Raw genomic sequence first — 22,939 nt, 5'->3', positions numbered from 1 at the left:
GAGCCCGGCCATCCGACCTCGATGGCCCTTGGCAGGCTGCTGCCGGCCACGAGAAGCCGTTTGCGGCGGTTGACGGATGACAGCGCACCGGCGCAGGACGCCGGTTGGACGAAGGCAAGCCCCAACTCCTGCCAGCCCGTCGGGATCGCTCAGCATGCGCTCATGAGCGAACCGGCCCTCACATCGAGGGGGCGGCAAGCCGCTCGGAGCATGGCCTCCCCGCGAGGAATGGTTCCAGCAGCCGCAGCAGTGCGGCAGGCCGGTGCAGCGGCACGATGTGGCCGCAGTCGTCGAGAGCGCAGCCCGTCAAGTCATCTGTCACCGGGCGTAGTTGCCGCTCCAGTGCCCGCCCTACCGGGTGCGCGCCGATGGTCATAGTGGGCATCGTGAGCCGCGCCTGCGTTACGGCCTGCTGAATCTGCTGAGCACTCAGCGGCAGCGCGCGGTAGTACGAGAATGCGCAGCGCAGCGCGTCGTGGCCGGTGTAGGCGGCGATGAAGGCATCACGTACCGCAGCCGGTATGCCATCTCCCAGCGTGCCGGCATCGAGGAAGAAGCCCACATAGCGCTCCTCGTTGCCTTCCAGCACTGACTCGGCCAGTCCAGGAACCGCGTGGAAGCCGAACCACCACGGGGGGCCGTCCGTCAGGAAGCCCTCTGCGCCCGGCAATGTGCCCGCCAACGACTCCATGAGGACCAGCCGGTCTACGAGGTGAGGATGGCGCAGGGCGAGCGAGAGCGCTGGTGGCACGCCTGCGTCGAGCGCCACCACCGCGGCAGATGAGAGTCCCAGCGAGCCCAGCAAGGCCCGAGCGTCCTCGGCGAGGGTGTTGGCGTCGTAGCCCTGTGCTGCCCGCTCGCTCGCTCCGAACCCCCGCATATCGGGTGCGATCACGAGGTGGTGAGCGGCCAGCGGGTCGAGCACCTCGCTCCAGACCTGCCAGGTGTGCGGAAACCCGTGGAGCAGCAGGAGGGCGGGGCCGTGCCCGGCGAGGGCGACGTTCAGCTCGACCCCGTTGGCCTTCACCCGCCGCAGCTCGACTCGGGGAGGGGGGACGGACGGGTCCAGGCGAACGGCAGCGGGGCGGGTAGACATGGGGTCCCTCCAGATGGCAGTTACCTTTGGTGACAACCCAACGCTAGGTGACTATGGTGGGTGCTGGAAGGAGGCACTTTTGCGACAGGTGGTGAGGTGCAGGTGACTGACTCTTCCGCGCGGAGAACGGTCAGGTCACGTGGTGATCTCTTCTCGCCTGCGTGTCCGACCCGCAAGCTCCTCGACCGCATCGGCACGAAGTGGATTTCCATGGCGGTCAAGGTGCTGGCCGAGGAAGCCGGGGAGTTGCGCTTCTCCCAGATGCAGCGCCAGATGGCAGGGATCTCGCAGAAGATGCTGTCGGTCACGCTGCAGGGGATGGTCCGCGACGGCTTGGTCAGCCGGCGCGTCGAACCGGTCGTGCCCCCGCGGGTGTTCTATCGGCTGACCCCGCTCGGGCTATCGCTGGAGGAACCGCTTGCCGCCCTGCGGGAGTGGGCCGAGGTGCACATGCCCGAAATCGATCACGCCAACCAGCGATACACCCAGGAAGAGACGCCCACATGAGTACGGTGTCTGGCACGCCAACCAGACGATGACGTGGTCATCGAGCGTCACGCCTCGCTGCAGAACCGGAACACGGACCGGCGGAATCGGCTGACGCCCGCGAGGCTCGGAAAGCTATCGACGAGCACCGAGAGGGCCCGTACGCCGGTCAGGACCTTGAGATCAACTCTTTGCCCCTTTGGCGCGTATCTGGGTCACACCCCATATGAGGTGAGAGGCAGAGCAGTTCGCCCTCTCCCTCGTCAGCCGAGGGCGTGGCGTCCGCGGTCGCCATCCTGTGGAAGGGCCGCGGTCGCCGCCGGGACGGTGAAGCGGATCAGCGACAGCGGCAGCACTTCCTCCCAGCCCAGCAGTCGCATGGCAACTGCTCCGGTCGCGGTGCGGCGGACTTCGAGGCCGTGGATGTGCGTGGACTCCCAGCGGGGCGACACGTTGGCCATGCTCCTGATGGTGGGGACGTGCACCGCATTGGTCTGTTCGCGACGCGGCGCGGCATCGTGACAGCCGCCCACCTGGCCTACTCTCCTCCGCCGCGGAGGGAGGCTCAAACGGCTGGGCGAACGTCTCACCCGTCCGTCCCACCTCGAGGGGCCTTATGAGCGGACAGGTGGTGCGATGGAAAACAGTGGGGTGGTGCCGTCTACCAGGGAGCTGGTCATGCACGAGATGTGGGTCGGAGTGGACGCCGCGGGCGGTGGGCTGGTGTGGCACGTAGTGGCGGCCGGCACGGCCACCACGCTGTGCGGACAGCGCAGGCAGGATGAGGGTGTCGCCGGACACGACTCGACCGACCGGCACTGCCTGGACTGCATGACAGCGTTCCAAACCATCTTGCAAACGCCGGCGGGGGCTTGATGAGCAGCGGTAGCACCGGGCGCCGATAAGGAGTCAGGGAATCGACGACACCCGGACGGTGACCTCTTCCTGCGCGCTGGTGTCCGCCGCCAGGGAGGAGGCGGAGTTCTCGGTTTTCAACGAGGAGTTGATCGACACCCGGCTGTACCTACCGTCCGCCCGGGTTTCTCGCCCCTCGACCAGTCGGGGGGCGAGAAACCCGGAGCCACTCGGGCGGGTCGGGCACGTCTGCGAGGACGGATGCGGTCCGTCAGTCGCTCAACCGCGTGGCGAGTGCACCTTGTCGGTGCTGATGGTCAGCATGACGCGCTCCTGGTCGCGCCCGCCGAACCAGGGATAGGGTCCGCCGAGGTACTTGTGGGCCACTTTGTCGATGTGCGCGTCGGCGCCCTCGGTCGTGGACGAAATGACGCGGCCGCGGATTGCCCAGTAGCGGGAGGGCTCCGCCGGATCTGCGATTGCGACGGCCACCCGCGGATCACGGTGGATGTTCTTCATCTTCTGATGAGTGGTCACCGTGTTGATGACCACATGGTCCCCATCGGTGTCGACCCAAGTCTGGGTGATTTGCGGCGAACCGTCCGGCATGAGCGTCGTCAGGAAACAGATGGCCGGGCCGCCCAGGACCTCGGTCAGCTCACTAGGCAATGTCATGTCGGGCAACTTTCTCGTGTGGCGCCGGAGCACCCACCTAACCAGAACCTCCAGCCCCTCTGCCACCACGGCTCTCGTGCCCCCCATGCTGAGGCTGAGGCGCGGCACATCCGCAGCAGACCTCGTATCGCTGAGTGGTCCCAACATGTGTGTGGGGGACCGCTCGAGGGTGTCCTGACCAGGGTTCGGTGCGCTCAGGCTAGGCGGTCACCGATGTGCCCTCGCCGATGGCCTCGTCGCTGCAGATCGCGCGAAGCGGCACATCGACGAACTGCTCGATCTCTGTGCCCTCGAAGCCACACTCGAACGGCTTCGTCCCGGGCGGGACGATCGCGTCGAGGGTCGTCGGCGGAAAGCCCCCGATGTGGAGCGTGCCAGACTGGTTGGGGTCCGTGAAGCCGTCGTTGAACTGCCCGGTCATGCGCACCGTTTCGGGGCCTGTCTGGACGAAGGTGACCCGGCCTCCGAGGAGGTCGCCGTAGGCGACGTCGCCAACCATGTTGCTCACCCTCTTTCGTTCAAGGAACCGCCACTGCGGGTGGCTCCTCCGCCATGACTCTCAACTTCCCCTGCAGTCACGGTTTTCACGCTACGAGGGGAGGGACAGCCTGGAAGAATGGCTGCCTGTGACTCATGCTGATCTTGCTCGCCGCATTCATGCCGTCTCTCATCTTCAGGGCCGTTTCACGCTTCGGTCCGGGCGCGTTGCCACGGAGTACTTCGATAAGTACCGGTTCGAAGCCGATCCCGTTTTGCTGGACGAGATTGCCCAGCGGATGGCGCCACTGGTGCCGTGCGACACGGAGGTGCTGGCCGGTCTGGAGATGGGCGGCATTCCGGTGGTGACTGCGCTCGGCCGGCATACGGGTCTGCCCTGCGCGTTCGTGCGCAAGCAGGCCAAGCCGTATGGCACCTGCCGTCTCGCCGAGGGTGCCGAGGTTGAGGGCCGGCGGGCGTTGGTGGTGGAGGACGTGGTCACCAGCGGTGGACAGATTGTGCTGTCGACCGCGGACTTGCGTGGCCTGGGTGCCCAGGTGCGCGAGGCTTTGTGTGTGATTGACCGTGAGCAAGGTGGTGCCGATGCCCTCGCAACCGAGGGCATCCGTCTGGTGTCGTTGCTGACGGCCGGAGATCTGCGGGCTGCTGCTGCCTGATCGGCAGAGCCGGTGGTCTGTCGCGTGGGTTTCGGTGATGGCGAGGCGGGTGGAGGACTCGTCGACGATGCTCTTCTCGTCGGCGAACGCGGCGATGAGGGACTGCAGGGCGATGTTGTTGACGGAGCAGGGCAGGCCGCGGCTGGTGAGGTGGATCAGGTCGACGGCGTCGTCGGAGAACAGCGGATCGGACCGGCCGGCGATCGTCAGGTGGCGCTTGATGTAGCTGGCGGTCTCCTCCTGGGTCATGGTCAGCATCCTGATCGCGTCCAGCTCGTGGTGATCGAGCTGGACGAGACCGATCAGCAGATCCTGTCCGAGACAGGCCTGGACCGTGTGTCTCCGATCGGCCGCAGCACCAAGAGACTTGGAAAGGTGTTGGTGGGGGCAGATCCGAGTGAACGCAGCGGTGGGGATGTCAGAACCGATGGCAAGGTGTCCGGCATGGAGATATCCATTGCCCCTGACAGCGGGGATGAGGAGCACGCCGTCATCGCGCACTTTCGGCTCGCCAGTGATGGCTTCGGCGATGTCGACCAGCGCGAGCGGATCTACGACGCTGAGCAGGTGATGGAAGCAGCGGCCGAGGAGGCCGGCGTCGGGGAGGTCGACGGGAACGAGTTCGGCGGAGGCGAAGCCGTCGTGTACGCCTACGGACCCGATGCCGATGCCCTGTTCAAAGTTATGGAACCGACTCTGCGCAGGCTGCCGTTCCGGCCGGCGCACGTCCTTCTCAGGCGGGGCGACGTGGAGACACGTGTGGATCTGTAAGCCTGTTGGGCAAGGCAGCGTACTTCGCGAAGGATCCCGGGTAGCAAGCAAGTGCGAGTTCATCGACGAGATGCGGCTCGACACTACGGAGTGCGCATACAGCGTCGAGTTCATGTGCGGCCGACTCGGCGTCTCCAGACCCGGTATTACGGCTGGCGATCCGGCCCGGAATCTGCGACGGCCCAGCAGCGCGAGGAGCTGGAACTGCTCTTCGAGAAAGCCTTCGACATGTACGACGGTACCTACGGCCACCGACGCATCCAGGCTCAGCTGGACCGCTGGGGCGAATTCGCCGGCCTGGAACTGGTCCGCCGGCTCATGCGCGAACTGGGCCTTGAGCCCTGCCAGTCGCGGCCGAAGAGGTTCAGTCTCACCAAGGCCGCGGCCTGCCAGGTGTTGGACCTCGTCGGCCGTAACTTCACCGCTGACGCACCCGGCGAAAGACTCGTCGGCGACATTGCCTACATCGCGACCGGGGAAGGCTGGCTGTACCTGGCAACGGTCATCGACGGCTGCACGACGGAAGTCATCGGTTATGCGATGGACGACCACTACCAAACCCCACTGATATCCAGGGCGATCCGCAATGCGGAACGGAACAGGAACCTCTCGGTCGGCGCAATATTTCACTCCGGCCGCGGAAGCAACTACATGTCAGCCGAGCCCGGAAGGACGCTCGACCGGTTCGGGATCCGTAGATCTTCCGGCCGTACCGGGATCTGTTTCGACAACGCCATGACCGAATCATTTTTCGGCGCCCTGAAGAATGAGCGCGTATCAAGGGTGACTTACCTGAACACTTACCTGACCCGCGAGGCCGCCCGGCAGGATGTCACTCGCTACATCGAATTCTGGCAAAATCGCAAACGCCTTCACTCGGCGGTGGGTTACCGTCCTCCGCGCGAAGTCCACGCCGAGCACGAGAAGTTGCGAATCACCGCGTGAAATAGACGGTCAGATGCCTGTCCGGAAAATGCGCGGCCCCTCAGAGGGACACGATGGCGGAACGACGGACAAGGCAGTCCCGCGAATCACTCGCGCTTCGCGGCGCGGGCACCGGCGGTCCGGTTGCGGGGCATTCTTGGCAGAGTAGGCTGAATTTGATGAATGCTACCCGACCGGGAGGTAGGCCATGTTTGCCCGACTGCTGCGGCGTCGTATGCCGCGTGGGCTTGTCTTTATCGGCAACGGCCGTCTGATCCGGGGCTTCAGCGGCAGCCACTACGACGGTCACGGATACCTTGGCTGAAACACCGTCCACAAGTCGAACCGAGTCCGCCTCAGAGTCGCCGCGGCAGGCGACATTGGAGGATGTGCGGTGGCAGAGGACACCGATGCCCTGGTGGCCATGGAGCGGATCCTGTCACCGCATTGCCGGGTCACACGGACGTCCGGGGGAGCACTGATCGCGGACTGGAAGCGGACGCGTTTTCTCGGAATGGCGATGGCGGACATCCAGAAGTTCGCCGACGAAAGCTCCACGGAGCGCGCCGAACTCGTCACCGGTCTTATCCGTGCCCGGTGCGTGACGGGCCGCCAAAAGGAGCATTCCAACGTCGAGGTCGGGCTCTGGCTGCGCGGAGTGCATCTGCTGATCCGGACGATCGGATTCGGGCGCGTCCTTCGGCTCCTGTCCCTGGCGGCCCCGGACTATGCCCGAGCAGATCCCGCTTCCGCGGAAGACGTAGCCTCGCTGAAGCGGGCGGTGCACTCGTACGGCCGCAGAAGCTGGTTCGTCAACGACGACTGCAAGGCCGAGGCCGTGACAGCTTTTGTCCTGCTGCGTCGGCGCGGTCTGAAGGCCGTCCTCCACGTAGGTGCGCGCGAGCACCCGTTCGCCTTGCACGCCTGGACGTCTTCGGCCGACGTGTGCATCCCCGACGCCGATCCGCGCGGGCACGCGTTCACTGCAGTTCTCTCGATCAACGGCGGAGGCCAGTGACGTGGAAGCACTCCGCCTCGACTGGGCCGGGAGCGCACCGAAGCTCTCGGCAGCCGGGGCCATGGCCGAGCAAGGGCTCGTGACGACGGTCTCCTCACAGGCCGGAACCGCGGTGGTCGCCGGCTGGGTCGGCTCGGTCCGGGACCGCATGGCGGGTGCGCGCCGCCTCCTCGACGACTTCGGCCGGCCGGGAGCCGTGTCGCGTCTGCCGACCGGCGACTACGCGGCTGTCCTCGTGTACCGCGACCGCATCCTGCTGATGCGGGACGAGCAGGCACGTATCCCCTTGTTCTTCAGGGAGTCCGGCGGCCGTGTGAGCGCGGTGAGTACCTCGGCGCGCCGCCTGGGCGCCGGAGCGGAGCTGGAACGTCGCTACTTCTGCCGGTACCTGACCGGGAACATGGCGCAACCCCACTCGGAACTCACCCCTTTCGCCGGGGTGCACCGGATTCTGGGCGGCGAGGTGGTGGAACTTTCGATCACGGGGCAGATACGCGGTCGGGTGCCGCGACACGTCCGTCAGGCGGACGCCCTGTCGGTACCCGCGGCAGACGCCCTGTCGGTAGCGGCAGCAGACGGCCCCCACCTCAACGGCGCCGCGAAGGACCTGCGACTCGCGCTGGAGAACGCTGTTGGGCGCCGTATGGGCAGGACGACGGCGTGCCATGTCTCCGGCGGCACCGACTCCACCAGCGTCGCGTTGCTCGCGGCACGTCTGCTGACCGTGGGACAGGACCGCCCTGGGGACCTGGTCCTGCTTGCCGGACGCTTCGGCGGAGGAGAACTGGCCGAGGAACAGCCGTACCTCGACGAGGCGATGGAAGCGATCCGCCGTCATGTGCCCGCGGCCCACCCGATGATGATCGATGTCGATGACGTGGCCGACTTCGACGACTTTAGGCACCACGCGGGGGACGCGGACGAGCCTCATGCGCACGCCTTCCGCGCCCCGTTCTGGAGCAGGCTCCATGCCGCCGCGGCGGAACTCGGCTGTGACACCCTCATGACCGGCTGCGGGGCCGATCCGATTGCCGACGCCAACCCGCTTCACCTGCACAGGCTGGCCCGCACAGGACAGCTCCGGCAGATGACGAAGCAGGCACGTGCCTGGGCCACAGGCGGCGAGCGGGGCTTGCGGGACGTCGTCTCCGCCTACGTGGTGCAGCCGACTCTGCCGCTGGCCGCCGAACGGCTCACCGCGCTCGTCCGCCGCCGCGGAACGGTGCTCGGCGGCCTCGGTAACTTCGCCCGCCCCCGATGGCTGCGGTCCGGATTCGCGCGGGCTCACGGCTACCGTGAGGCCAGCGTCGCGGAGAGCCGCTTCGTGTTCGGACGCCGGCCGGAACAGTCGCTCTACGACGCGGCCAACTACATCGCCGCTCCGGACCCGCTCTCCTGGCGCCGCGCACGGCAGGACGGATTCTTCCTCTCGCACCCCTTTCTCGACCCGGAAGTCATCGCCACGATGCGCCGCCTCCCCGCCGAAGCAACGTTCCATCCGGGCCGTCCGAAGACGGTCCTGCGCGAGGCCATGGCAGATCTGCTCCCGCCCCGGATCCGCAGCCGAGCGGTCAAGATCCCCTTCGACGAGCTCTACGCCCACGGCTTGCGGACACACGGCGACGAACTCATCGACCTCTGCCGCTCCGCGCGGCATCCGCTGATCGCGGAGATGTTCGACATCGAGACTCTGTGCCGGGCGGTGCGGGAGGCGCAGCTCGGCATCGGGGACTCATACGCCTGGGATCGTATGAACAGCTCTCTCGCCCTGGTGGTGTGGCTGGAGCGATTGGACCAGCGCTCCCGCAGGCTCATGCCGGTCAGTGCCGGCCCTTGACGTCCCACAGGGTCCGTTCGATCGGGCCCTGCATGGAGTCGACGATGCCGTACCGGCTCTCCAACTCGCGGTCTTCCGATTCAAGGTTGACGCGGTTTTCCTCGCCGTTTCGCCTGATGGTTTGCAGCAGGTCTGCGCCATGCACACCGAACTGCCAATAGACGGTGACGTAACGGGTGTCCCTGGTATACGCGGCGATCGCGTTGTTCTCGTACACCTGGCCGCGGTAGACGACGTTGTCGACGTCCTTCGTTACCTTCACCCAGTTGGGCACCTGGCCGTCGCTCCAGGAGTACCCGGTCAGTTGCATCTGCGACAGGCCGAGTCTGTCCTTGCGTGCGAAGCTCCCGTTGGCATAGAACGCCAACTGGTCGTACGGCGTGTCCATGGGCAGTTGCACGACCGTCTGGGTGACGAACGTGTCGCCCGGCTCGATCCAGTTTCCGGCGGGCGCCCATGGCTGCGCTGCCACCAGCTCGCCGGGCTGCTGGATCTCCCGGCGGGTGAGCGGGTGTTTCTCCTGGAATGTCCGCCACTTCTCGGCATCGTCGCGCCACTGTTCGCGCTTCCGGTCCGTCGCGCTGATCTGCACTCGTTCCCCCATGGCGTGGAACTCGGTGCCGAGCACGTAGAAGCCCACATCGCTGCGGTTCTCGGCCCTGATGTCGACCGGCACCGCGAACGCCTTGCGGTCCTCCCTCAGTACAGGCTTTCCCACGGTGATCGTGATGAGGGGTCTGGCGCCGTGCTGGTACGGCTGGTAGAGACGCTCGTAGCCGAAGTTCGCCAGTGTGATGATCCCGGTGACGATCACCGCCGCCGCCACCCGCTTCGGAGCGGGAATCTCGACGGATGTCCGCCACACCGCGAAGACAGCCCAGGCGCAACCCACCGTGATCAGGCACCACAGCACCCGATAGGCCGTGGAATCGACGTCCTTGAACGTCATGAGCAGAAGCGCGGCGTTGGTCAAGAACGCCGCACCCGTGCCGATCAGCGCGACCGTTCCCGAGTAGGGAATGCGGTTTCGGAACCAGTGGTCCCAGGCCGCCACGGCGCCCACCAGCGTGGTGACCGAGACCAGGATGAGGATGGCACCGGTGATGCGACCCGCGTAGGTCAGGGCACCGCGGATGTCTTCGACGCCGAGCCAGCCCAGCGGCAGCCCCGTCAGAAGCAGAACCACCAGGATCAATACCACGGTTGCCGGTGACCGCCTGTTGCTCGTCGGGACCAGCAACTCCCGCAGACGGGAACCGACGCCGGACCAGAGGGGAACCTTCACGTGGTCAGCTCCCGACGCCGCAGGCCGATGCGGGAGTGCCGTCCGCTCCGATGGTGACCGCGACCGGAAACACCCCCGAGCCGGCTGGTGCAAGGTCCCGCCGGTCGGCACCGGCGTACGCCAACTGGACCCAAGAGGTGTCTCCTTCGAACGTCACTGCGGCACTGCACGGGTGGAGCGCCGTCCGGCGAGCCCCTGCCGGCATCCTGCGGCACGTACCTCGCGGTGGCGTCGCGGAGCATCCGATCCCCGCAGCGGACCAGGAGACCTGGTGCTGCGCCGGGACTCGAGCACCATCGTCCGTGGTGATCATTCGGATCACCACCCGGATGCCTCCGGACGGCCTACACGCATAGGTCGCCTTCGGGCTCCGGACGGGAGGTTCGCTGTCGTCGATGCTGCGGCGAACGAGGAACTCGTGCTGGTACTCGTCGGCGGGGATGCGTGCCCAGCCGTAGGTGCACAAGCCCTTCGCGCCGATCACGCAGGCGCGCAGTTCTACTGGGGCACTGGCCGACTCAGCCCGTTCGTCGGTACGCCGACCGCATCCCACGCCAGCAGTACCGCATCGTGCTCCTGCGGCCCGTAGGCGTCGGCGGCGTCCACGGTCAGCCGCGCGAAGGACGTGAAGCCGGCGTCGCCGGCGAGTTCGCCACCGGTGAGCACGTCGTACCAGATACGGCCGGCACCGTCCCAGGCGTGGCCGCCGAGCTGAGTCGCGGCGAGGTAGAAAGCATGGTTGGGGATGCCCGAGTTGATGTGCACGCCGCCGTTGTCGGCGAAGGTCTGCACAAAGTCGTTCATGTGGGCAGGCTGCGGATCCTTGCCGAGCTCATCGTCGTCGTACGCGGTGCCGGGCGCCTTCATCGAGCGCAGCGCGACGCCCTGTACTTCGGGGCGCAGCAGTTCCTCTCCGATCAGCCAGTTCGCTTCCTCGGTTGTCTCGCCCTTGGCGTACTGCTCGACCAGGGACCCGAATACGTCGGACAGGTGCTCGTTCAGGGCTCCGGACTGGCCCATGTAGGTCAGGTTGGCGGTGTACTGGGTGACGCCGTGGGTGAGCTCATGGCCGATGACGTCGGGGGACTGGGTGAAGTCACCGAAGATGCGCCCGTCCCCGTCACCGAAGACCATCTGCTCGCCGTCCCAGAAGGCGTTGTCGTAGTCCTCTTGGAAGTGAACGCTGGCATCCAGCGGGAGGCCGGCCCCGTCGATGGACAAGCGGGACAGTGTCCGGAGATAGAACTCGAACGTGGCACCAAGGCCGTCGTAGGCGTGATTGACCGAGGTGTCCGGTACGTCGGCCTCGCCCTCTCCGCGCATGCGCCTGCCGGGCAACTTCTGCCGGTGCTCGACGTCGCAGATGGTGCGGAGGGGGTGGTCAGGGGCGCGCCTCGGCGGGGCGGCGGTCGGGCCGATCTCGGCCGTCAGCCTCCGTTGGACGCGCTGTGCCGCGTCGAGCGCAAGGGTGCGGCGGGCAGGCTCGTTGAGGGACGGGTTCTCGGCCCGGGCAAGCCGGTTGAGCAGATGCGGTGGCACGATCGCACACGGCGTCGTGGCCACGGACCTGAGCGAGGAGCCTCGGATGTCGTCGGTCATGGGATGTGCTCCGATCGGTGCGGTGGCGTACCTCATCCGCCTGACACTCGCGCTTTTCGCGGGTGGCGGTACGCGTGCCGATCATGGACTTGAGTGGTTGACGAACAGCATCACCGTCGTCTGACCCCAGACCCCTATGTCCACGCTCGAGGCAGTCCCATGAAGCAGTGCTGCGGGTCCGTCAGATGCTGGTACGAGCCGTCGACGCCTGCGACGAACGTAAGGCGCGGCCCCCGCGGTACTGGGTACGGACATACTCAAGGGGGTCGACGGGATCAACTACCCGAAGAGCACGCACGTCAGCCTTGAGAGGCCGCGGCGCGAGGACTTCTTCGTGTCGAAGGTGGCCAACTGCTGTGCCGAGCATGGAACTCTCTCCCCCGGAGGAAAGGACGCTTCCGGTTTCAACGGGCGATCCATGCGCGCACGTGCTATGTCATCAGTTTCCGCCCGTCACCGGAGGCTTGCAACTCAGTGGACGAGGAGCCGGTATGCCGCGCGGGATCGTCATCTGCCTCGACGGGACGAGTCATCAGGTGGGCGCCCGCCACCGGCGGGCCTAGCTGGAGCCTCGGCCGCCGTTCCCGCGCGCCCGGCCCGCAGCCAGGGGGCCGGCCGCGGTGCGTCGCCCGGGGTCGATCTGCTCGGCGAACGCCTGGAGCGCGGCGGAGCTGTTCGGCGGCAGGACCGCCATCAGCCCCTGCTCCTGCGCCTCGGCCAATGTCTCCGCCGCCCTGCTGCCCTCGGGGACGTGCACCAGGCGGACGTGTCCGTCTCCGGAACCCCGCCGGTCCACCGGAGCGACGGCGCCATGGGTACCGTCGGGCAGGGTCACCCACAGCTGGAAGTCGTCGTACCGGACGAAGTCCGCCCCCTTGACGGGCCAGGGATAGTGGTGCTCGCCGGGCACCTTGGGCAGAATCCCCTGGTGGTTGCCGTGGGTCATGGGCACGCACGCGTTGAACAGCGAGTCGGTCCACGCCTCCACACCGTCCGCGTCCTTGATCGGGGTGCGCAGCAGTGCGTCCGCCTCCTCGTACCCCAGCTCGACGAGGGCGGGCAGGGTCAGCGGGAAGGCATCGATGAGGTCGGCCGCCTCCTGCCTGAGCCGGTCGACCTTCACCGGCTCAGCGCAGAACTGCATGCTCCACTCGATGCCCACCCGGGCCCGGTACATCCGCCAGCCGCCCGCTCCCTTGACCCAGAGGCTGCCTCCGTGGTGCATCTCCCAGTGCTCGGAGCCGGCGGGCCGTGACCCGTACGGCAGATCCGTGTCGCTGATCTCGTCGAGAATCTTGTGCGCCGCCTTCTTCGCGGCGCGGAAGAACGACGACTCGAAGCGTTTGGGGTGCTCGACCAGCCGTATCTTCCAGGGATGGTTCTCCGACTCGATCCCGCCGGGCTTGAGCGAGTCGGGAATCGTGGACGATGCAAGGGAACCGGCTCGGGCCATGTCCGACCTCCACGTGCCGACCGCGGTCCGTGTCCGGCCCACGGTGCCGAGTGCCCCCCGTCTTCATCGTCTGCCACCGGTCGGAGGTACGACAACCCGAGCAGCCAATGAACCGGCGGTGGTTCGTTGGACCGGGTGGTGGAGATCGAGAGGTCTGCCGCTGCCGACGATGTTGATCAGTTCCCAGATGACCTGACAGTGCGTCAAGATCGAGCGCTGACTCAGCTGGAACCAACCCGACTGCCTCGGCCTGGCCGGCTGGGCCCGCCGCGATCTGCAGCACCCTGACGTGACGTCACGGCGCCACCATGAGGTTCGTGCCGGCCGGCACGCTGGACGCGACGGCTACAGACCTTGCGTCTGGGCTCGATCGAACAGGTCAGCCGGCTTCGCCGTACAAAACTCGGCCGGGACAAGGTCGTTCGTGTGGGGCTCGAAAAGTCGTCGTTGCAGGTCAGTTAGGGCGTGCAGATCTTCAACTCGTGGCTTTTCCGCTCGGTGCCTGGTTGGTCTGGCATGAGCTGGTTGGAAGGCCAACGGGCCGTGCTGACAGCCAAGTTCGGGGCGATTTTGCCGCACCTCAGCTGTCGTGCAGCGCAGCCTTCAGTGCGTCGACGGCGAGCTTGCGTGCGACGTTGGCGGCCCGGGTGTCGCGCAGGCTGTCCAGGAGGAGGAAGTCGTGGACCATGCCGGCGACCCGGACCGAAGTGACGTCCACTCCGGCCTCACGCAGCTTGTTGGCGTACTGCTCGCCCTCGTCGCGCAACACGTCGGCCTCGTCAGTGATGACCAGCGTGGTCGGCAGCCCTCTCAGCTGCTCCACAGACGCCTGGAGCGGGGACGCGTATACCTCGGCGCGCTGCGCCGGATCGGTGGTGTAGGCGTCCCAGAACCACTTCATGCCGTCGCGGGTGAGGTAGTAACCCTCGGCGAACTGCAGGTAGGAGGGGGTGTCGAAGTCGGCATTGGCCACCGGGTAGAGCAGGACCTGGGCCTTGAGGTCGATCCCGCCGCGCTCCTTGTTCATCAGCGCGAACACGGCCGACATACAGCCACCGACCGACTCGCCGGTGACGGCGATGCGCGAGGTGTCCAGGCCGTGCTGCGCACCGTGCTCCAGGACCCACTGGCCCACGGCATAGTTCTGCTCGACCTGGGTGGGGTACTTCGCCTCCGGAGCCCGGTCGTAGACGGGAAAGACACCCGCGGCGCCCGCGCCCACGGCCAGCTCGCGGAAGAGGCGGTCGTGGGTCTTGTCGTCGCCGAAGACCCAGCCGGCGCCGTGGATGTAGAACACGACCGGCAGAGGCCCGTCGACTCCCTTGGGCCGGATGATGCGGGTGCGCACCGTGCCCCACTCGGCCGCCTCGACGTCGACCCACTCCTCGTCGACGTCGGGGCGGGCCACGCCGGCATCGCTCTGCAGGCCGAGCAGGATGTCACGGCCCTTCTCCGGAGGCACTTCGTAGATGCGGGGGTGCGGATCGGTCGCCTCGGCCAGCTCCTTCGCGGCGGGTTCGAGATACGGGGTGATCGGAGGAGGAAGCTCAGTCATGTCCACTCCATGGCCACGTGCCCTGACGCGCGGCTCTCATCGGCCGCAACTGATGGTTGCCCCCAAGCAAAAGCACCCCGTTCCATCGTCACACCCTGCCCGCGGGACGCAACCTGCGGCAGAGATAGAAGATGCCCCGCCATGGACCCGCCATGGACAGGGCAACGACCTCGCTTCCGCACGTCCAACGCGCTCGACGCCTTTGGTGTTCGGTGCGGGAGCGGAGATCCGGAGCCCCTTGCGTTCTCGTGGCGTACAGCAGCGAAGTACAGCAGCGAAGTACAGCAACGCCACCACCGCCAACCCGGTCTCGCCTCGTGGATAGGGTGTCCCCGCATGTCGCGCCTGTCATGGGGACAAGGCGGCGTGCCTGGTGGGGAGGGGCTCATATGCGGTTCATGGCTGGAACGGCGGGGCTGGCTGCTGTTGCGCTGGCTGCATTGGCTGGGTGCGGGACACAGACGGCCGCCGGCCCGGCGGACGCGGTAGGGCGGGCATCGGCAAAGCCCTCTTCCACTGCGTCGTCGGCGAGGGCGAACGCTCGCCTCTCTTCTGCGGAGCTACAGGGCCGATGGTGGACATGGGCAGCATCGGAGCCCGAGGAGACCAACCCAGTGGCTGACGACGATGGAAGCGAGTGCGAGCGCAACCAGCCGCGAGACGTGTGGTTCCTGGCCGGTACCTTCGGCAGTCACGCCACGCGCGCATGCACGGTTCCCAGCGGTCGTCCGATCGCTTTCCCCGTCGTGAATCTCTTCGGAGACGGTTCGGACTGTGCAGCCTTCTTGAGCAGCGCGCAGGGGACCGTGCTCCTGGACGGCAAAGCGGTCAAGCCTGAGATATACCAGGACAACTCGATCACAGTGCAAAGCGCTCAAGGCAACGCAGTCACCGGAGAGGAAGAGCGCTTCACAACTGCAGGATGCGGCTTGTGGGTCCAGTTGCTCTCCCTCGAGTCTGGGACGCACGCGCTGAAGATCCGCGGACAGTCAGATGACTTTTCGACCGATGTGGACTACGCGTTGACGGTCGAGGCCTCATCGAAGTAGACCAGCCGCGTTGCGAAGACCCCGGGGACACTCCTCAGGGTCTTCTGCACCTCGACGGGGCGGCCCCTCACGTACGGAATCATGACGGCAAACGCCTGACCTCCGCGCGATAGAAGAGCACCGGCAGATCATGGGGCTGCCCTCATCAAGCGGGAGTTCAACGAACGGTCCAGTCACGGAGCTGACGAGCGATGCCGGCCACGCCCACCTGTCTGGAAGCGGTGTCGCGGACGAGCTCCACCGCAGCCTTGACGGGGTAGTCGAGGCGGCTTCCGTTGAGGAGCAGATACGCCTCAGTGGCGTGCCAGGCGAAGGCGGCATTCGAGTGCTCGAGGCAGGGGAGCCGTGCCAAGGTCTGAAGGAGTGCGCCCGCCTTCAGGTTCAGCGTGCCGTAGATGTTGTGCTCCAGGGCGCGCGCATTGACACGTGCGACGGCCGCGTACAGAGGCCCGTAGTCGTCGACCTGGGGGTCGCCATCGAGGAGCTCGGCGGCGTGGAGCAGGAAGGTCACGTCGAGCGGATGCTCGGGGACGGGCTGGGTCACGCGGCGTGCTCCTGCCCGCGCGCATCGAGATCACGCCGCGCGCGCTGTTCGGCCGCCCGGTGCTCCGGGCTCGGGTCCAAGCTGTCGGACGCGGCGCGGAAAGCGTCACCGCTGCGGGCCATGGACTCCCCGAATGCCGCCAGGAACTTCCGCTCGACTGCAGTCGCCTTGTCAACGGCGGCGGAGAGGATGTACTCCTGCAGGCTCATCCCTTCCTGCCGGGCGGCCGCTTCGATTGCTGCGCGCTGTGCCGGGTCGGGGAACCGCAAGTTCAGGGCCTTCGGATTGTTCGCCATGGTACCGATGGTACTGCTGGCCCCAATCTGGGGCTAGGTGCTCGGCCGCTGGCGGCCGGGTCGGCGCAGCGGCGAGGGTGTAGCCCTGTCGGCTCGGGGAGGTGCGGATGCGTGTGAGGACGCGCCTATCCGTCCGGGGGTGTCGCCGGCAGAGACCAAAGCCCGCGCGACGGCGACGGTAGCGATGTCTACGAGCGCCCGACGCATTCGCGCCGACCTCGGGGCCATGCTCGTCGAGAAGCCGACGGTAGGTGTCGGTACGCACCTGCTCGGCAGCGCAACAGTGGTCAAGAAGCCGTCCGGCAGTCTCCGCGACTTGGCGGCGGTCATGGTGCGGCCTGTCCGGCGGATCATTCTTCGGGGTCGAGGGTCCGGAGGTCATAGAGGTAGGAGCGGTCGTTCTTGAAGCTGCGCCAGACGGTGGCCGGGGGTTCGGGTCCGTCAGCGCGGCTGTTGAGGGGGTGGGCGGTGACGAGGCCGTCGGCGATCTTGCAGTGCCAGCCGTCGGTCGGCGACCAGACACACCACTCGTTCCCGTCCGTTCGGCGGTAGGCGGGGCGGCCGTTGTGCTCACCGTCGCGTTCGAAGTGGTAGCGGAGCCCGTCGATGTGGCGCACGAAGGTGAAGGATGCACGTGCCGTCATGGCTTCGGCACTGTATGGGATGGCTTCGGCACTGTATGGGACGACGCTGCTGGCGGCCATGGAGTTCTGGGCGTAACCAGGTGCGGGGCGCATCTCGCGGGCGGAGCCAGAGCCGGATTGCGGCGGCCGTGACGGTGCCGTGGATTCCTCGTGGCTTCGTCAAGCCGTGAGCGTGACGGGCGGCGTTGCTTGGTAACTACGTCGGTCGCGCAGGGGGCCCATCGGACGTACAGCGTGCGGGTGTGTGTTCTGTCTCTGTGAAATGCGGGCAGTCTCGGCTGTCGTGGCTACGGTCGTCGAGGTTCGTCGGCGTCGTCCCGGAGGCCCGTATGGATGCGACGCTGTGTCGGCGAAGGGCGTCGAGTCGAGCTGGAGTACGTCAGCCCGGCCGGCCTTCGTGAGCGTGGCGCTCTTGAGTGACTTTTCCTGCCGGAAGCCTGCCGCCTCGATCCGCCGTTCCGAGCGGGGTCGGGCCCGGTCGTCGCACTCGGCCATCAGCAGTTCGGCGAGGAAGCCGCGGTAGGTCATCTGGTCCTTCACAGCCCGATCGGCGATCTCATTGAACCTACCCGTCGGACTTGCACCGATTTATCTGTGTGGAGCAATGTGGAGACATGGGCGACAAGGAGGGCCCCACGCTCATTGCGTCGGTGCAGCGAGCCTTCCGGCTGATGGAGGCTGTGGGTGCGCACGAAGGTGGCGTGCCGGCCAAGCAGCTGGCGCGCGAGACTGGGCTGGCTTTGGCCACGACCTACCATTTGCTGCGCACGATGGTGCACGACGGCTACCTGCGCAAACTCGACGACAGCACGTTCGTCCTGGGGGAGAGGCTGGGTGCGCTGCATGGAGGAAGCCGCGATCAGGCGGCGCTCAGCAGGGTCCGTCCGGCGCTCACGGAGTTGCGGGACGGCCTGTCGGCCGCGACCTATCTGACCTTCTATGAGGACGGCGAGATCCGGGTCGCGGAGATCGTGGACGGGCCGAAGGCGCCCCGTGTCGATCTGTGGGTCGGCTTCGAAGACGCGGGGCATGCCACGGCGCTCGGCAAGTGCGTTCTGCGTGAGCTGGACGGCGATGCCCGTGCCGACTACCTCTCCCGCCACACGCTGAATGATCTCACCCCTCGCACCATCACTCACCGTGCCGAACTGCTACGGCGTCTCGACGCCCCGCCCCATGGGCCTGCCGTCACCGATATCGAGGAGTACTCCCTGGGCGCCGCGTGCGTCGCAGTGCCCATCCGCCGAGGCGACACCATAGGCGCGCTTGGTATCTCCCTGCGTGCCAATCGCACCGACCGCCTCGAAGGTGCTGTGGCGACGCTGGTCGCCACAGCGGAGCGGGTGTCCCGCAGACTCTCGCTCACCATCTGAAAACCGGGTCCTTGTGACTCCGCAGCCATGCTCGTCTAATGGACTAGGCGGACAAATCGGTCAAGGGTGCAGAGGAGCAGGGACGTGTCTGATCAGGGCGTCGCAGGATCGCACGACTCAGTCGATTACCGTGTGACCAACGGCTGGACGGTCGTCGAAGCCAACGAAGAGATCGACATTGCCTTCGCTCCTCTCGTGCAAGCCGCAGTGATCCGGAGGCTCGCCGAGGGGCACCGTCACTTTGTTCTCGATCTGTGCAGTACCCCCTTCCTGGACTCCATGGGGCTCGGCATGATCGTCGCTGTCACCAAACGCATCAAGACCCGTCACGGGTCGCTGCGGATTGCCTGCTCCGACGAGCGGCTCCTGCATGTCTTCCGTCTCGGCGGCCTGCGTCACGTCTACTCGTTCCACGACTCCGTCGAGCAGGCCATCGCGCAGCCCCCCATCGAAGAGGGACTTGCCGGTTGGCCTGGCAGGCGCAACTGACGGACCGCTATTGCAATGAGGCTGGCACGTGCTCGTGCCCGCCGGGCAGGTGCACCCACTCCGACGGGCCCGGCCACCGCACTCCCGGGGATTCCGTAGGTCTTGTCGGCACAGTAATTCCGTTGCCGGACGTAACCGCCACGGCAGGCGGCAGTGACCTGCCGTGGCGCAACGGAGACCTCTCGAAAGAACCACGCGACCACGCGACCACACGGCCAGCGGCGACTCGCCGACGCCGCACTCGAAGCTGAGGGCTTCGGCCACAGGCTTGCGAGGTGTCGCGACACCTTGGGGAGACCGAGTCCTGGACGCGATGAAGGCATGGGGTCGCGACAGCAGTGATCTGGAGAACGCAGGCGATATCGCAGCCCGCGAACGTCACGCAGGCCTCATGGCCGAACGCGCTTCCTGGGCAGGCGATGAGACAAGTGGCGACACCGAAGACCCGCCGTTTCAACTCAGGGACCCGCACTGGCCCAGCCATCTGCCGATCACTGAGGGTGGCCACACCGTACAAGCTGAGCCAGAACCGCAACCCGTGAACAAAGCCATGCACGCGAAGGCCGGGGCCCCGAACAATCTGATCCGGAGCAGGGCTCGGTGGCGAGAGGGTCAGCGCCCGCAGTGCGGGCACCGTCCACTGGGGCGGCCACGGGTTTCTATCTGAATGCCGACCTCCCGCAGTCGTCGCAACTGGTAAACGATCGACGACGTGGAGGAGACCCCGACCGCCGCGGCGAGCTCGCGTACCGACGGGGCCTCCCCGTACTCGGCGACCCACTCCCGTGCGCTGCGGATGATCCGCATCTGCCGGTCGGTGAGCATCACGGCCGCGCTTTCGTACGGGCGATCTCCTTGAGTGCCATCCGAGCCGCGGGCGTGCCCGCCGAGGTCGTCCAGTACGGGTGCCCGGCGATGAGCCGGGACAGGCGGAGGAGCCGCCGACGCCGGGAAGCCGCGTCGTCCGACGGGCCGGTGGCGAGCTGTTCGTAGGTGACGTACCAGGACGTCTGCGCCTTCAGAAGGTCGCTCGGAAAGTGGCGTTCCATGTCCTCTAGTAGAGCGTATGTTCGAATTCCGAGGCAAAGGCAACGCCCCTCGACGTGTCGGGGGCGTTCTGGTTGTCCTGCGTCAGTGAATCTTGCGAGCGTGCCATCGATTCTGATGCCGTTTGTCAAGCCGTTCTGGTTGGGCGCGTAGGGTTCAGTCGGCCGATGTCTCGCACCTCTCGAACTTTGTAGCGACTGATCGGCGTTGCAGCCCGTCGGCAATGAACTCCATCTCGACCAGCGTGCCAACCAGGCCAGTCTCTTGGAGCGCGCTGGCCATCACCTGTGCCTGGCCCAGGGGCAGGTGGAGCATCTCGAGCAGGACTCGCAAGACGGGGACGAGGCTCGACTCGTCGTCCGCGAGGCGAAGCCGTGCGGGCGCGTGCTCTGTCAGCAGGGCATTCCTGATCTCTTCAGGAGTCGCTCCGCCTGTGTCCTGCTCGCACCACCCGTTGGGGCAGTGCATGCACCTTCAGTGCCCCACCACAACTGCCCATGGTCGACGTACTGGCCAACTTCGCATATCAGCACGCCACCGCAGGCGCCGCACTGCGCCATGACCTTTACTCCCTGAGTGATCAACGCGCTCCTCGCCGTCGGATGCCAGCAAGCGGATACTCCCGCAAGCCTGCCCGTCAGTCGACCGTGTTACCGCTGACCTGGCAGATCGGCTGCAGGACAGAGGCGTCACGCTGCAAGCGCCGTCGGCGGCAAGGGCTCATAGGTCCGTCCGTCGCGTAGAAGCGCCCAGAGGACGTTGACGCGACGGTGGGTCAGGGCGAGGACGGCCTGGGTGTGGCGCTTGCTCTCGGCTCGCTTGCGGTCGTAAAACCGTCGGGACTCCTCGCACCTTCGGATGCTGAACAGTGCCGAGGTGTAGAAGACGCGCTGGAGTCTGCGGCTGTATCGCTGAGGGCGCCGCAGATTCCAGCTGATCTTGCCAGAGTCGCGGGGAACCGGTGCGACGCCGCCGAAGGCCAGGCGGTGAGGAGCCCCGGCGGGCCAGCGCGCAGTACCCGGCCCGGGTATCGTCGGGCAGACGCGCTTCGCAGACGCGCGCCATGACGTGAGGTAAGGAACGGTTGTGACGGACACCGGGCAGAGAGGCAGGCGGAAGGGCATCGCCCGGCTGCTGGCGCTCTGCGCGGTCCTGCTCGGCCTGTTCCTCATGCACGGTGCACCGGCAAACGCCGCCGAAGGCTGCCACGGCGCTATCTCCGCACCGGCTGCCCTCTCGACCGAGCACGCAGGCACCGCGATGGCGTCCACGCCCTCTTCGGTGATGACCCACGCCGCTGCGCAGCAGGCGTCAGCTATATCGGTGATGGGCGGGGCGATGTGCCTCTCCACGCCGGCCCGCGATTTCACGACGTTGCAGGTGGTCGGTCTCATGGCCGTCGTCGCCGTGCTGGCGGTGCTCCCCGTCGTCGGGCGACCGGTGGCCCTGGGCCGCACAGGGCGGCGCGGGCCGCCCACCCCAGGCGGGCGAAGTCTGCTCCTCCAGGTGTGTGTCGCGCGGACCTGACAGGCCCACGCCGAAACCCCGGAATTCTCCGTGGACCGGCGATGTGCCCTGCTCACTTCCGCGCGCCCGCCCGGCGTGGTGCGCCCACCCGGAAAGACCACTCGCATGCTCACTTCTGCCCGTCCCATAGCGCGTCGTCGCGCCCTCGCGGCGGCCGGCACCGCCGTCGCCCTGACGCTGACCCTGACGGCCTGCGGCTCCTCCATTAATCCCTCCTCGATGCCGGGCATGGACCACAGTGTCAAGGCGTCCTCGGCGAGCCCGTCGCCCTCAATGGGTGATATGCCCGGCATGGACCACAGGGCCGCTGGCAACGGCCTCAGCGACCACAAGGACGGCTACCGCCTGACCAGCAAGGACACAGCCTTGGCTGCGGGCAAGCAGACCCCCTACCGGTTCACGGTCACCGGCCCGGACGGCAAGCCCGTCACCGCCTTCACCGTCGACCAGACCAAGCGGATGCACTTCTACGCCATTCGCTCCGACCTGAGCGGCTTCCAGCACATCCACCCGACCATGGCCGCCGACGGTACTTGGAACGCGGACCTGGCCTCGCTCGAGCCCGGCTCGTGGCGCGTGTTCGCCTCCTTTACCCCTGACAGCGGGGCCGGAAAGGGCACAGCGTTCGTCCTGTCTCGCACTGTCACCGTGCCCGGCACCGGGACCGAGACCCGGCTGCCGGCTGCCGCCAAGACCGCCGAGGTCGACGGGTACACCGTCACCGTCACCGGCGAGCCGATGGCCGGCATGGCACACCCCATGACCGTCACCATCACCAAGGGCGGCAAGCCGGTCACCGGCCTTGAGCCCTACCTCGACACCTACGCCCACCTGACCGCCTTCCATGTGGGCGACACCGCGTTCACCCACCTTCACCCGACCGCCCAGGTCAACGGTGACCACGGCGGCCCGGAGCTGTCCTTCGACGCCGAGCTGCCCACCTCGGGGAACTGGCGGCTGTTCCTGCAGTTCCAGACCGGCGGAAGACTCCACACCGCGGCGCTGACCCTGAACGTCGGCTGACCCTGGCGGGGCGCCCCCATCTGGGTGGCGCCCCACACGCCGCCCCGCCACACGACAGCCCCCGGTGCGACGTGTCGCTGGCCCCATGCCGTGCTCGCCCCGGAAGGCTTCAGAGATGATCCATGCCGTACTGCACGCACTGTCGGAGGTTTCCCCCTGGTCGTGGACACCCTGGACACTGGATCTATGAAGTTCCAGAGATCAGGAGTTCCCGTTGGGGACCTACAAGTACTCGGCTG

24 protein-coding genes and 2 pseudogenes are annotated in these 22,939 nt (G+C 66.9%); 11 read left to right on the top strand and 15 right to left on the bottom strand.

Annotation, left to right across the window (positions count from 1 at the left end):
- Positions 1–178: 178 nt before the first annotated feature.
- Positions 179–1,096, bottom strand: a complete 918-nt coding sequence (locus ACWFR4_RS42970) for an alpha/beta fold hydrolase (protein WP_453455075.1) — start codon at positions 1,094–1,096, stop codon at positions 179–181.
- A 102-nt stretch (positions 1,097–1,198) separates the two neighbouring features.
- Here ACWFR4_RS42970 and ACWFR4_RS42965 point away from each other — a divergent pair, with 102 nt between their 5' ends.
- Positions 1,199–1,603, top strand: a complete 405-nt coding sequence (locus ACWFR4_RS42965) for a winged helix-turn-helix transcriptional regulator (protein ID WP_453455218.1) — start codon at positions 1,199–1,201, stop codon at positions 1,601–1,603.
- 242 nt (positions 1,604–1,845) lie between these two features.
- Here the strand turns inward: ACWFR4_RS42965 and ACWFR4_RS42960 are convergent, their stop codons facing one another.
- The 3 genes from ACWFR4_RS42960 to ACWFR4_RS42950 form a co-directional block, all read right to left on the bottom strand.
- Positions 1,846–2,043 carry a hypothetical protein gene (locus ACWFR4_RS42960; RefSeq protein WP_453656914.1) on the bottom strand — a complete coding sequence of 66 codons (198 nt, stop codon included), beginning with the start codon at positions 2,041–2,043 and terminating at the stop codon, positions 1,846–1,848.
- 673 nt (positions 2,044–2,716) lie between these two features.
- On the bottom strand, positions 2,717–3,112 hold the full coding sequence (locus tag ACWFR4_RS42955; RefSeq protein ID WP_453656932.1) for a PPOX class F420-dependent oxidoreductase: 396 nt from the start codon (positions 3,110–3,112) through the stop codon (positions 2,717–2,719).
- A 199-nt stretch (positions 3,113–3,311) separates the two neighbouring features.
- Entirely contained in the window at positions 3,312–3,620 is a 309-nt protein-coding gene (locus ACWFR4_RS42950; protein ID WP_453656913.1) for a hypothetical protein, read from the bottom strand.
- Between ACWFR4_RS42950 and ACWFR4_RS42945 the strand changes: the two genes are divergently transcribed.
- The 5 genes from ACWFR4_RS42945 (at position 3,610) to ACWFR4_RS42925 (ending at position 8,816) form a co-directional block, all read left to right on the top strand.
- Entirely contained in the window at positions 3,610–4,266 is a 657-nt protein-coding gene (locus ACWFR4_RS42945) for an orotate phosphoribosyltransferase (RefSeq protein ID WP_453656912.1), read from the top strand. The two genes, ACWFR4_RS42950 and ACWFR4_RS42945, sit on opposite strands and share 11 nt — an antisense overlap.
- A gap of 24 nt (positions 4,267–4,290) precedes the next feature.
- Positions 4,291–5,037 (top strand): hypothetical protein, encoded by a 747-nt coding sequence (locus tag ACWFR4_RS42940; protein WP_453656911.1) that lies wholly within the window; start codon positions 4,291–4,293, stop codon positions 5,035–5,037.
- A gap of 90 nt (positions 5,038–5,127) precedes the next feature.
- Positions 5,128–5,982, top strand: a complete 855-nt coding sequence (locus ACWFR4_RS42935) for an IS3 family transposase (RefSeq protein ID WP_453656910.1) — start codon at positions 5,128–5,130, stop codon at positions 5,980–5,982.
- A gap of 373 nt (positions 5,983–6,355) precedes the next feature.
- Positions 6,356–6,979, top strand: coding sequence for a lasso peptide biosynthesis B2 protein (locus ACWFR4_RS42930; RefSeq protein WP_453656909.1), 624 nt, complete (start codon positions 6,356–6,358; stop codon positions 6,977–6,979).
- A gap of 1 nt (position 6,980) precedes the next feature.
- Positions 6,981–8,816 (top strand): asparagine synthase-related protein, encoded by a 1,836-nt coding sequence (locus tag ACWFR4_RS42925; protein ID WP_453656908.1) that lies wholly within the window; start codon positions 6,981–6,983, stop codon positions 8,814–8,816.
- On the opposite strand, the gene ACWFR4_RS42920 is transcribed toward ACWFR4_RS42925, so the two are convergent.
- The 4 genes from ACWFR4_RS42920 to ACWFR4_RS42905 all read right to left on the bottom strand — a co-directional run bounded on the left by ACWFR4_RS42920 (position 8,800) and on the right by ACWFR4_RS42905 (position 14,708).
- On the bottom strand, positions 8,800–10,101 hold the full coding sequence (locus ACWFR4_RS42920; protein WP_453656907.1) for a hypothetical protein: 1,302 nt from the start codon (positions 10,099–10,101) through the stop codon (positions 8,800–8,802). The genes ACWFR4_RS42925 and ACWFR4_RS42920 overlap by 17 nt on opposite strands.
- Positions 10,102–10,599: 498 nt before the next feature.
- Positions 10,600–11,700: a M4 family metallopeptidase gene (locus tag ACWFR4_RS42915; protein ID WP_453455097.1), complete on the bottom strand. Its 1,101-nt coding sequence runs from the start codon at positions 11,698–11,700 to the stop codon at positions 10,600–10,602.
- A gap of 559 nt (positions 11,701–12,259) precedes the next feature.
- A complete protein-coding gene (locus ACWFR4_RS42910) occupies positions 12,260–13,153 on the bottom strand; it encodes a DUF6424 family protein (protein WP_453656906.1) in 894 nt (297 codons plus the stop codon).
- A gap of 580 nt (positions 13,154–13,733) precedes the next feature.
- Positions 13,734–14,708 (bottom strand): alpha/beta hydrolase, encoded by a 975-nt coding sequence (locus ACWFR4_RS42905; protein ID WP_453656905.1) that lies wholly within the window; start codon positions 14,706–14,708, stop codon positions 13,734–13,736.
- Between the two features lie 614 nt (positions 14,709–15,322).
- On the opposite strand from ACWFR4_RS42905, the gene ACWFR4_RS42900 reads away from it, so the two are divergent.
- Positions 15,323–15,757, top strand: a complete 435-nt coding sequence (locus ACWFR4_RS42900) for a signal protein (RefSeq protein WP_453656904.1) — start codon at positions 15,323–15,325, stop codon at positions 15,755–15,757.
- Positions 15,758–15,914: 157 nt separating this feature from the next.
- Here the strand turns inward: ACWFR4_RS42900 and ACWFR4_RS42895 are convergent, their stop codons facing one another.
- From ACWFR4_RS42895 to ACWFR4_RS42880, 4 genes and pseudogenes are all read right to left on the bottom strand, one after another.
- Positions 15,915–16,301, bottom strand: coding sequence for a fic family toxin-antitoxin system, toxin component (locus ACWFR4_RS42895; RefSeq protein WP_453455106.1), 387 nt, complete (start codon positions 16,299–16,301; stop codon positions 15,915–15,917).
- Positions 16,298–16,597 (bottom strand): type II toxin -antitoxin system TacA 1-like antitoxin, encoded by a 300-nt coding sequence (locus ACWFR4_RS42890; RefSeq protein ID WP_453455109.1) that lies wholly within the window; start codon positions 16,595–16,597, stop codon positions 16,298–16,300. Before ACWFR4_RS42890 ends, ACWFR4_RS42895 begins: the two co-directional genes overlap by 4 nt.
- A 350-nt stretch (positions 16,598–16,947) precedes the next feature.
- Positions 16,948–17,241, bottom strand: a complete 294-nt coding sequence (locus tag ACWFR4_RS42885; RefSeq protein WP_453656903.1) for a hypothetical protein — start codon at positions 17,239–17,241, stop codon at positions 16,948–16,950.
- A 408-nt stretch (positions 17,242–17,649) separates the two neighbouring features.
- Positions 17,650–17,805 (bottom strand): annotated as a pseudogene (locus tag ACWFR4_RS42880) (IS21-like element helper ATPase IstB); the annotation flags it as partial.
- Positions 17,806–17,855: 50 nt separating this feature from the next.
- On the opposite strand from ACWFR4_RS42880, the gene ACWFR4_RS42875 reads away from it, so the two are divergent.
- Positions 17,856–18,614: an IclR family transcriptional regulator gene (locus ACWFR4_RS42875; RefSeq protein WP_453455115.1), complete on the top strand. Its 759-nt coding sequence runs from the start codon at positions 17,856–17,858 to the stop codon at positions 18,612–18,614.
- Positions 18,615–18,698: 84 nt separating this feature from the next.
- The gene (locus ACWFR4_RS42870) at positions 18,699–19,103 is read left to right on the top strand and encodes an STAS domain-containing protein (RefSeq protein ID WP_453455118.1); all 405 of its coding nucleotides are present in this window, start codon (positions 18,699–18,701) and stop codon (positions 19,101–19,103) included.
- Positions 19,104–19,715: 612 nt separating this feature from the next.
- Here ACWFR4_RS42870 and ACWFR4_RS42865 read toward each other — a convergent pair.
- The 3 genes and pseudogenes from ACWFR4_RS42865 to ACWFR4_RS42855 all read right to left on the bottom strand — a co-directional run.
- A complete protein-coding gene (locus ACWFR4_RS42865; RefSeq protein ID WP_453455224.1) occupies positions 19,716–19,928 on the bottom strand; it encodes a LexA family protein in 213 nt (70 codons plus the stop codon).
- Positions 19,928–20,152, bottom strand: coding sequence for a hypothetical protein (locus ACWFR4_RS42860; protein WP_453455120.1), 225 nt, complete (start codon positions 20,150–20,152; stop codon positions 19,928–19,930). The genes ACWFR4_RS42865 and ACWFR4_RS42860 overlap by 1 nt, the downstream gene beginning before the upstream one ends.
- Positions 20,153–20,839: 687 nt before the next feature.
- Positions 20,840–21,142 (bottom strand): annotated as a pseudogene (locus ACWFR4_RS42855) (transposase); the annotation flags it as partial.
- A gap of 94 nt (positions 21,143–21,236) precedes the next feature.
- Between ACWFR4_RS42855 and ACWFR4_RS42850 the strand changes: the two are divergent.
- Positions 21,237–21,677, top strand: a complete 441-nt coding sequence (locus tag ACWFR4_RS42850) for a hypothetical protein (protein ID WP_453656902.1) — start codon at positions 21,237–21,239, stop codon at positions 21,675–21,677.
- A 105-nt stretch (positions 21,678–21,782) separates the two neighbouring features.
- The gene (locus ACWFR4_RS42845) at positions 21,783–22,700 is read left to right on the top strand and encodes a hypothetical protein (protein ID WP_453656901.1); all 918 of its coding nucleotides are present in this window, start codon (positions 21,783–21,785) and stop codon (positions 22,698–22,700) included.
- Positions 22,701–22,939 lie beyond the last annotated feature (239 nt).

This window comes from Streptomyces sp. NPDC055140 (genome assembly GCF_053607285.1).
Note: the sequence above shows the minus strand (reverse complement) of the source record. Positions and strands in the feature narration are given on the sequence as shown.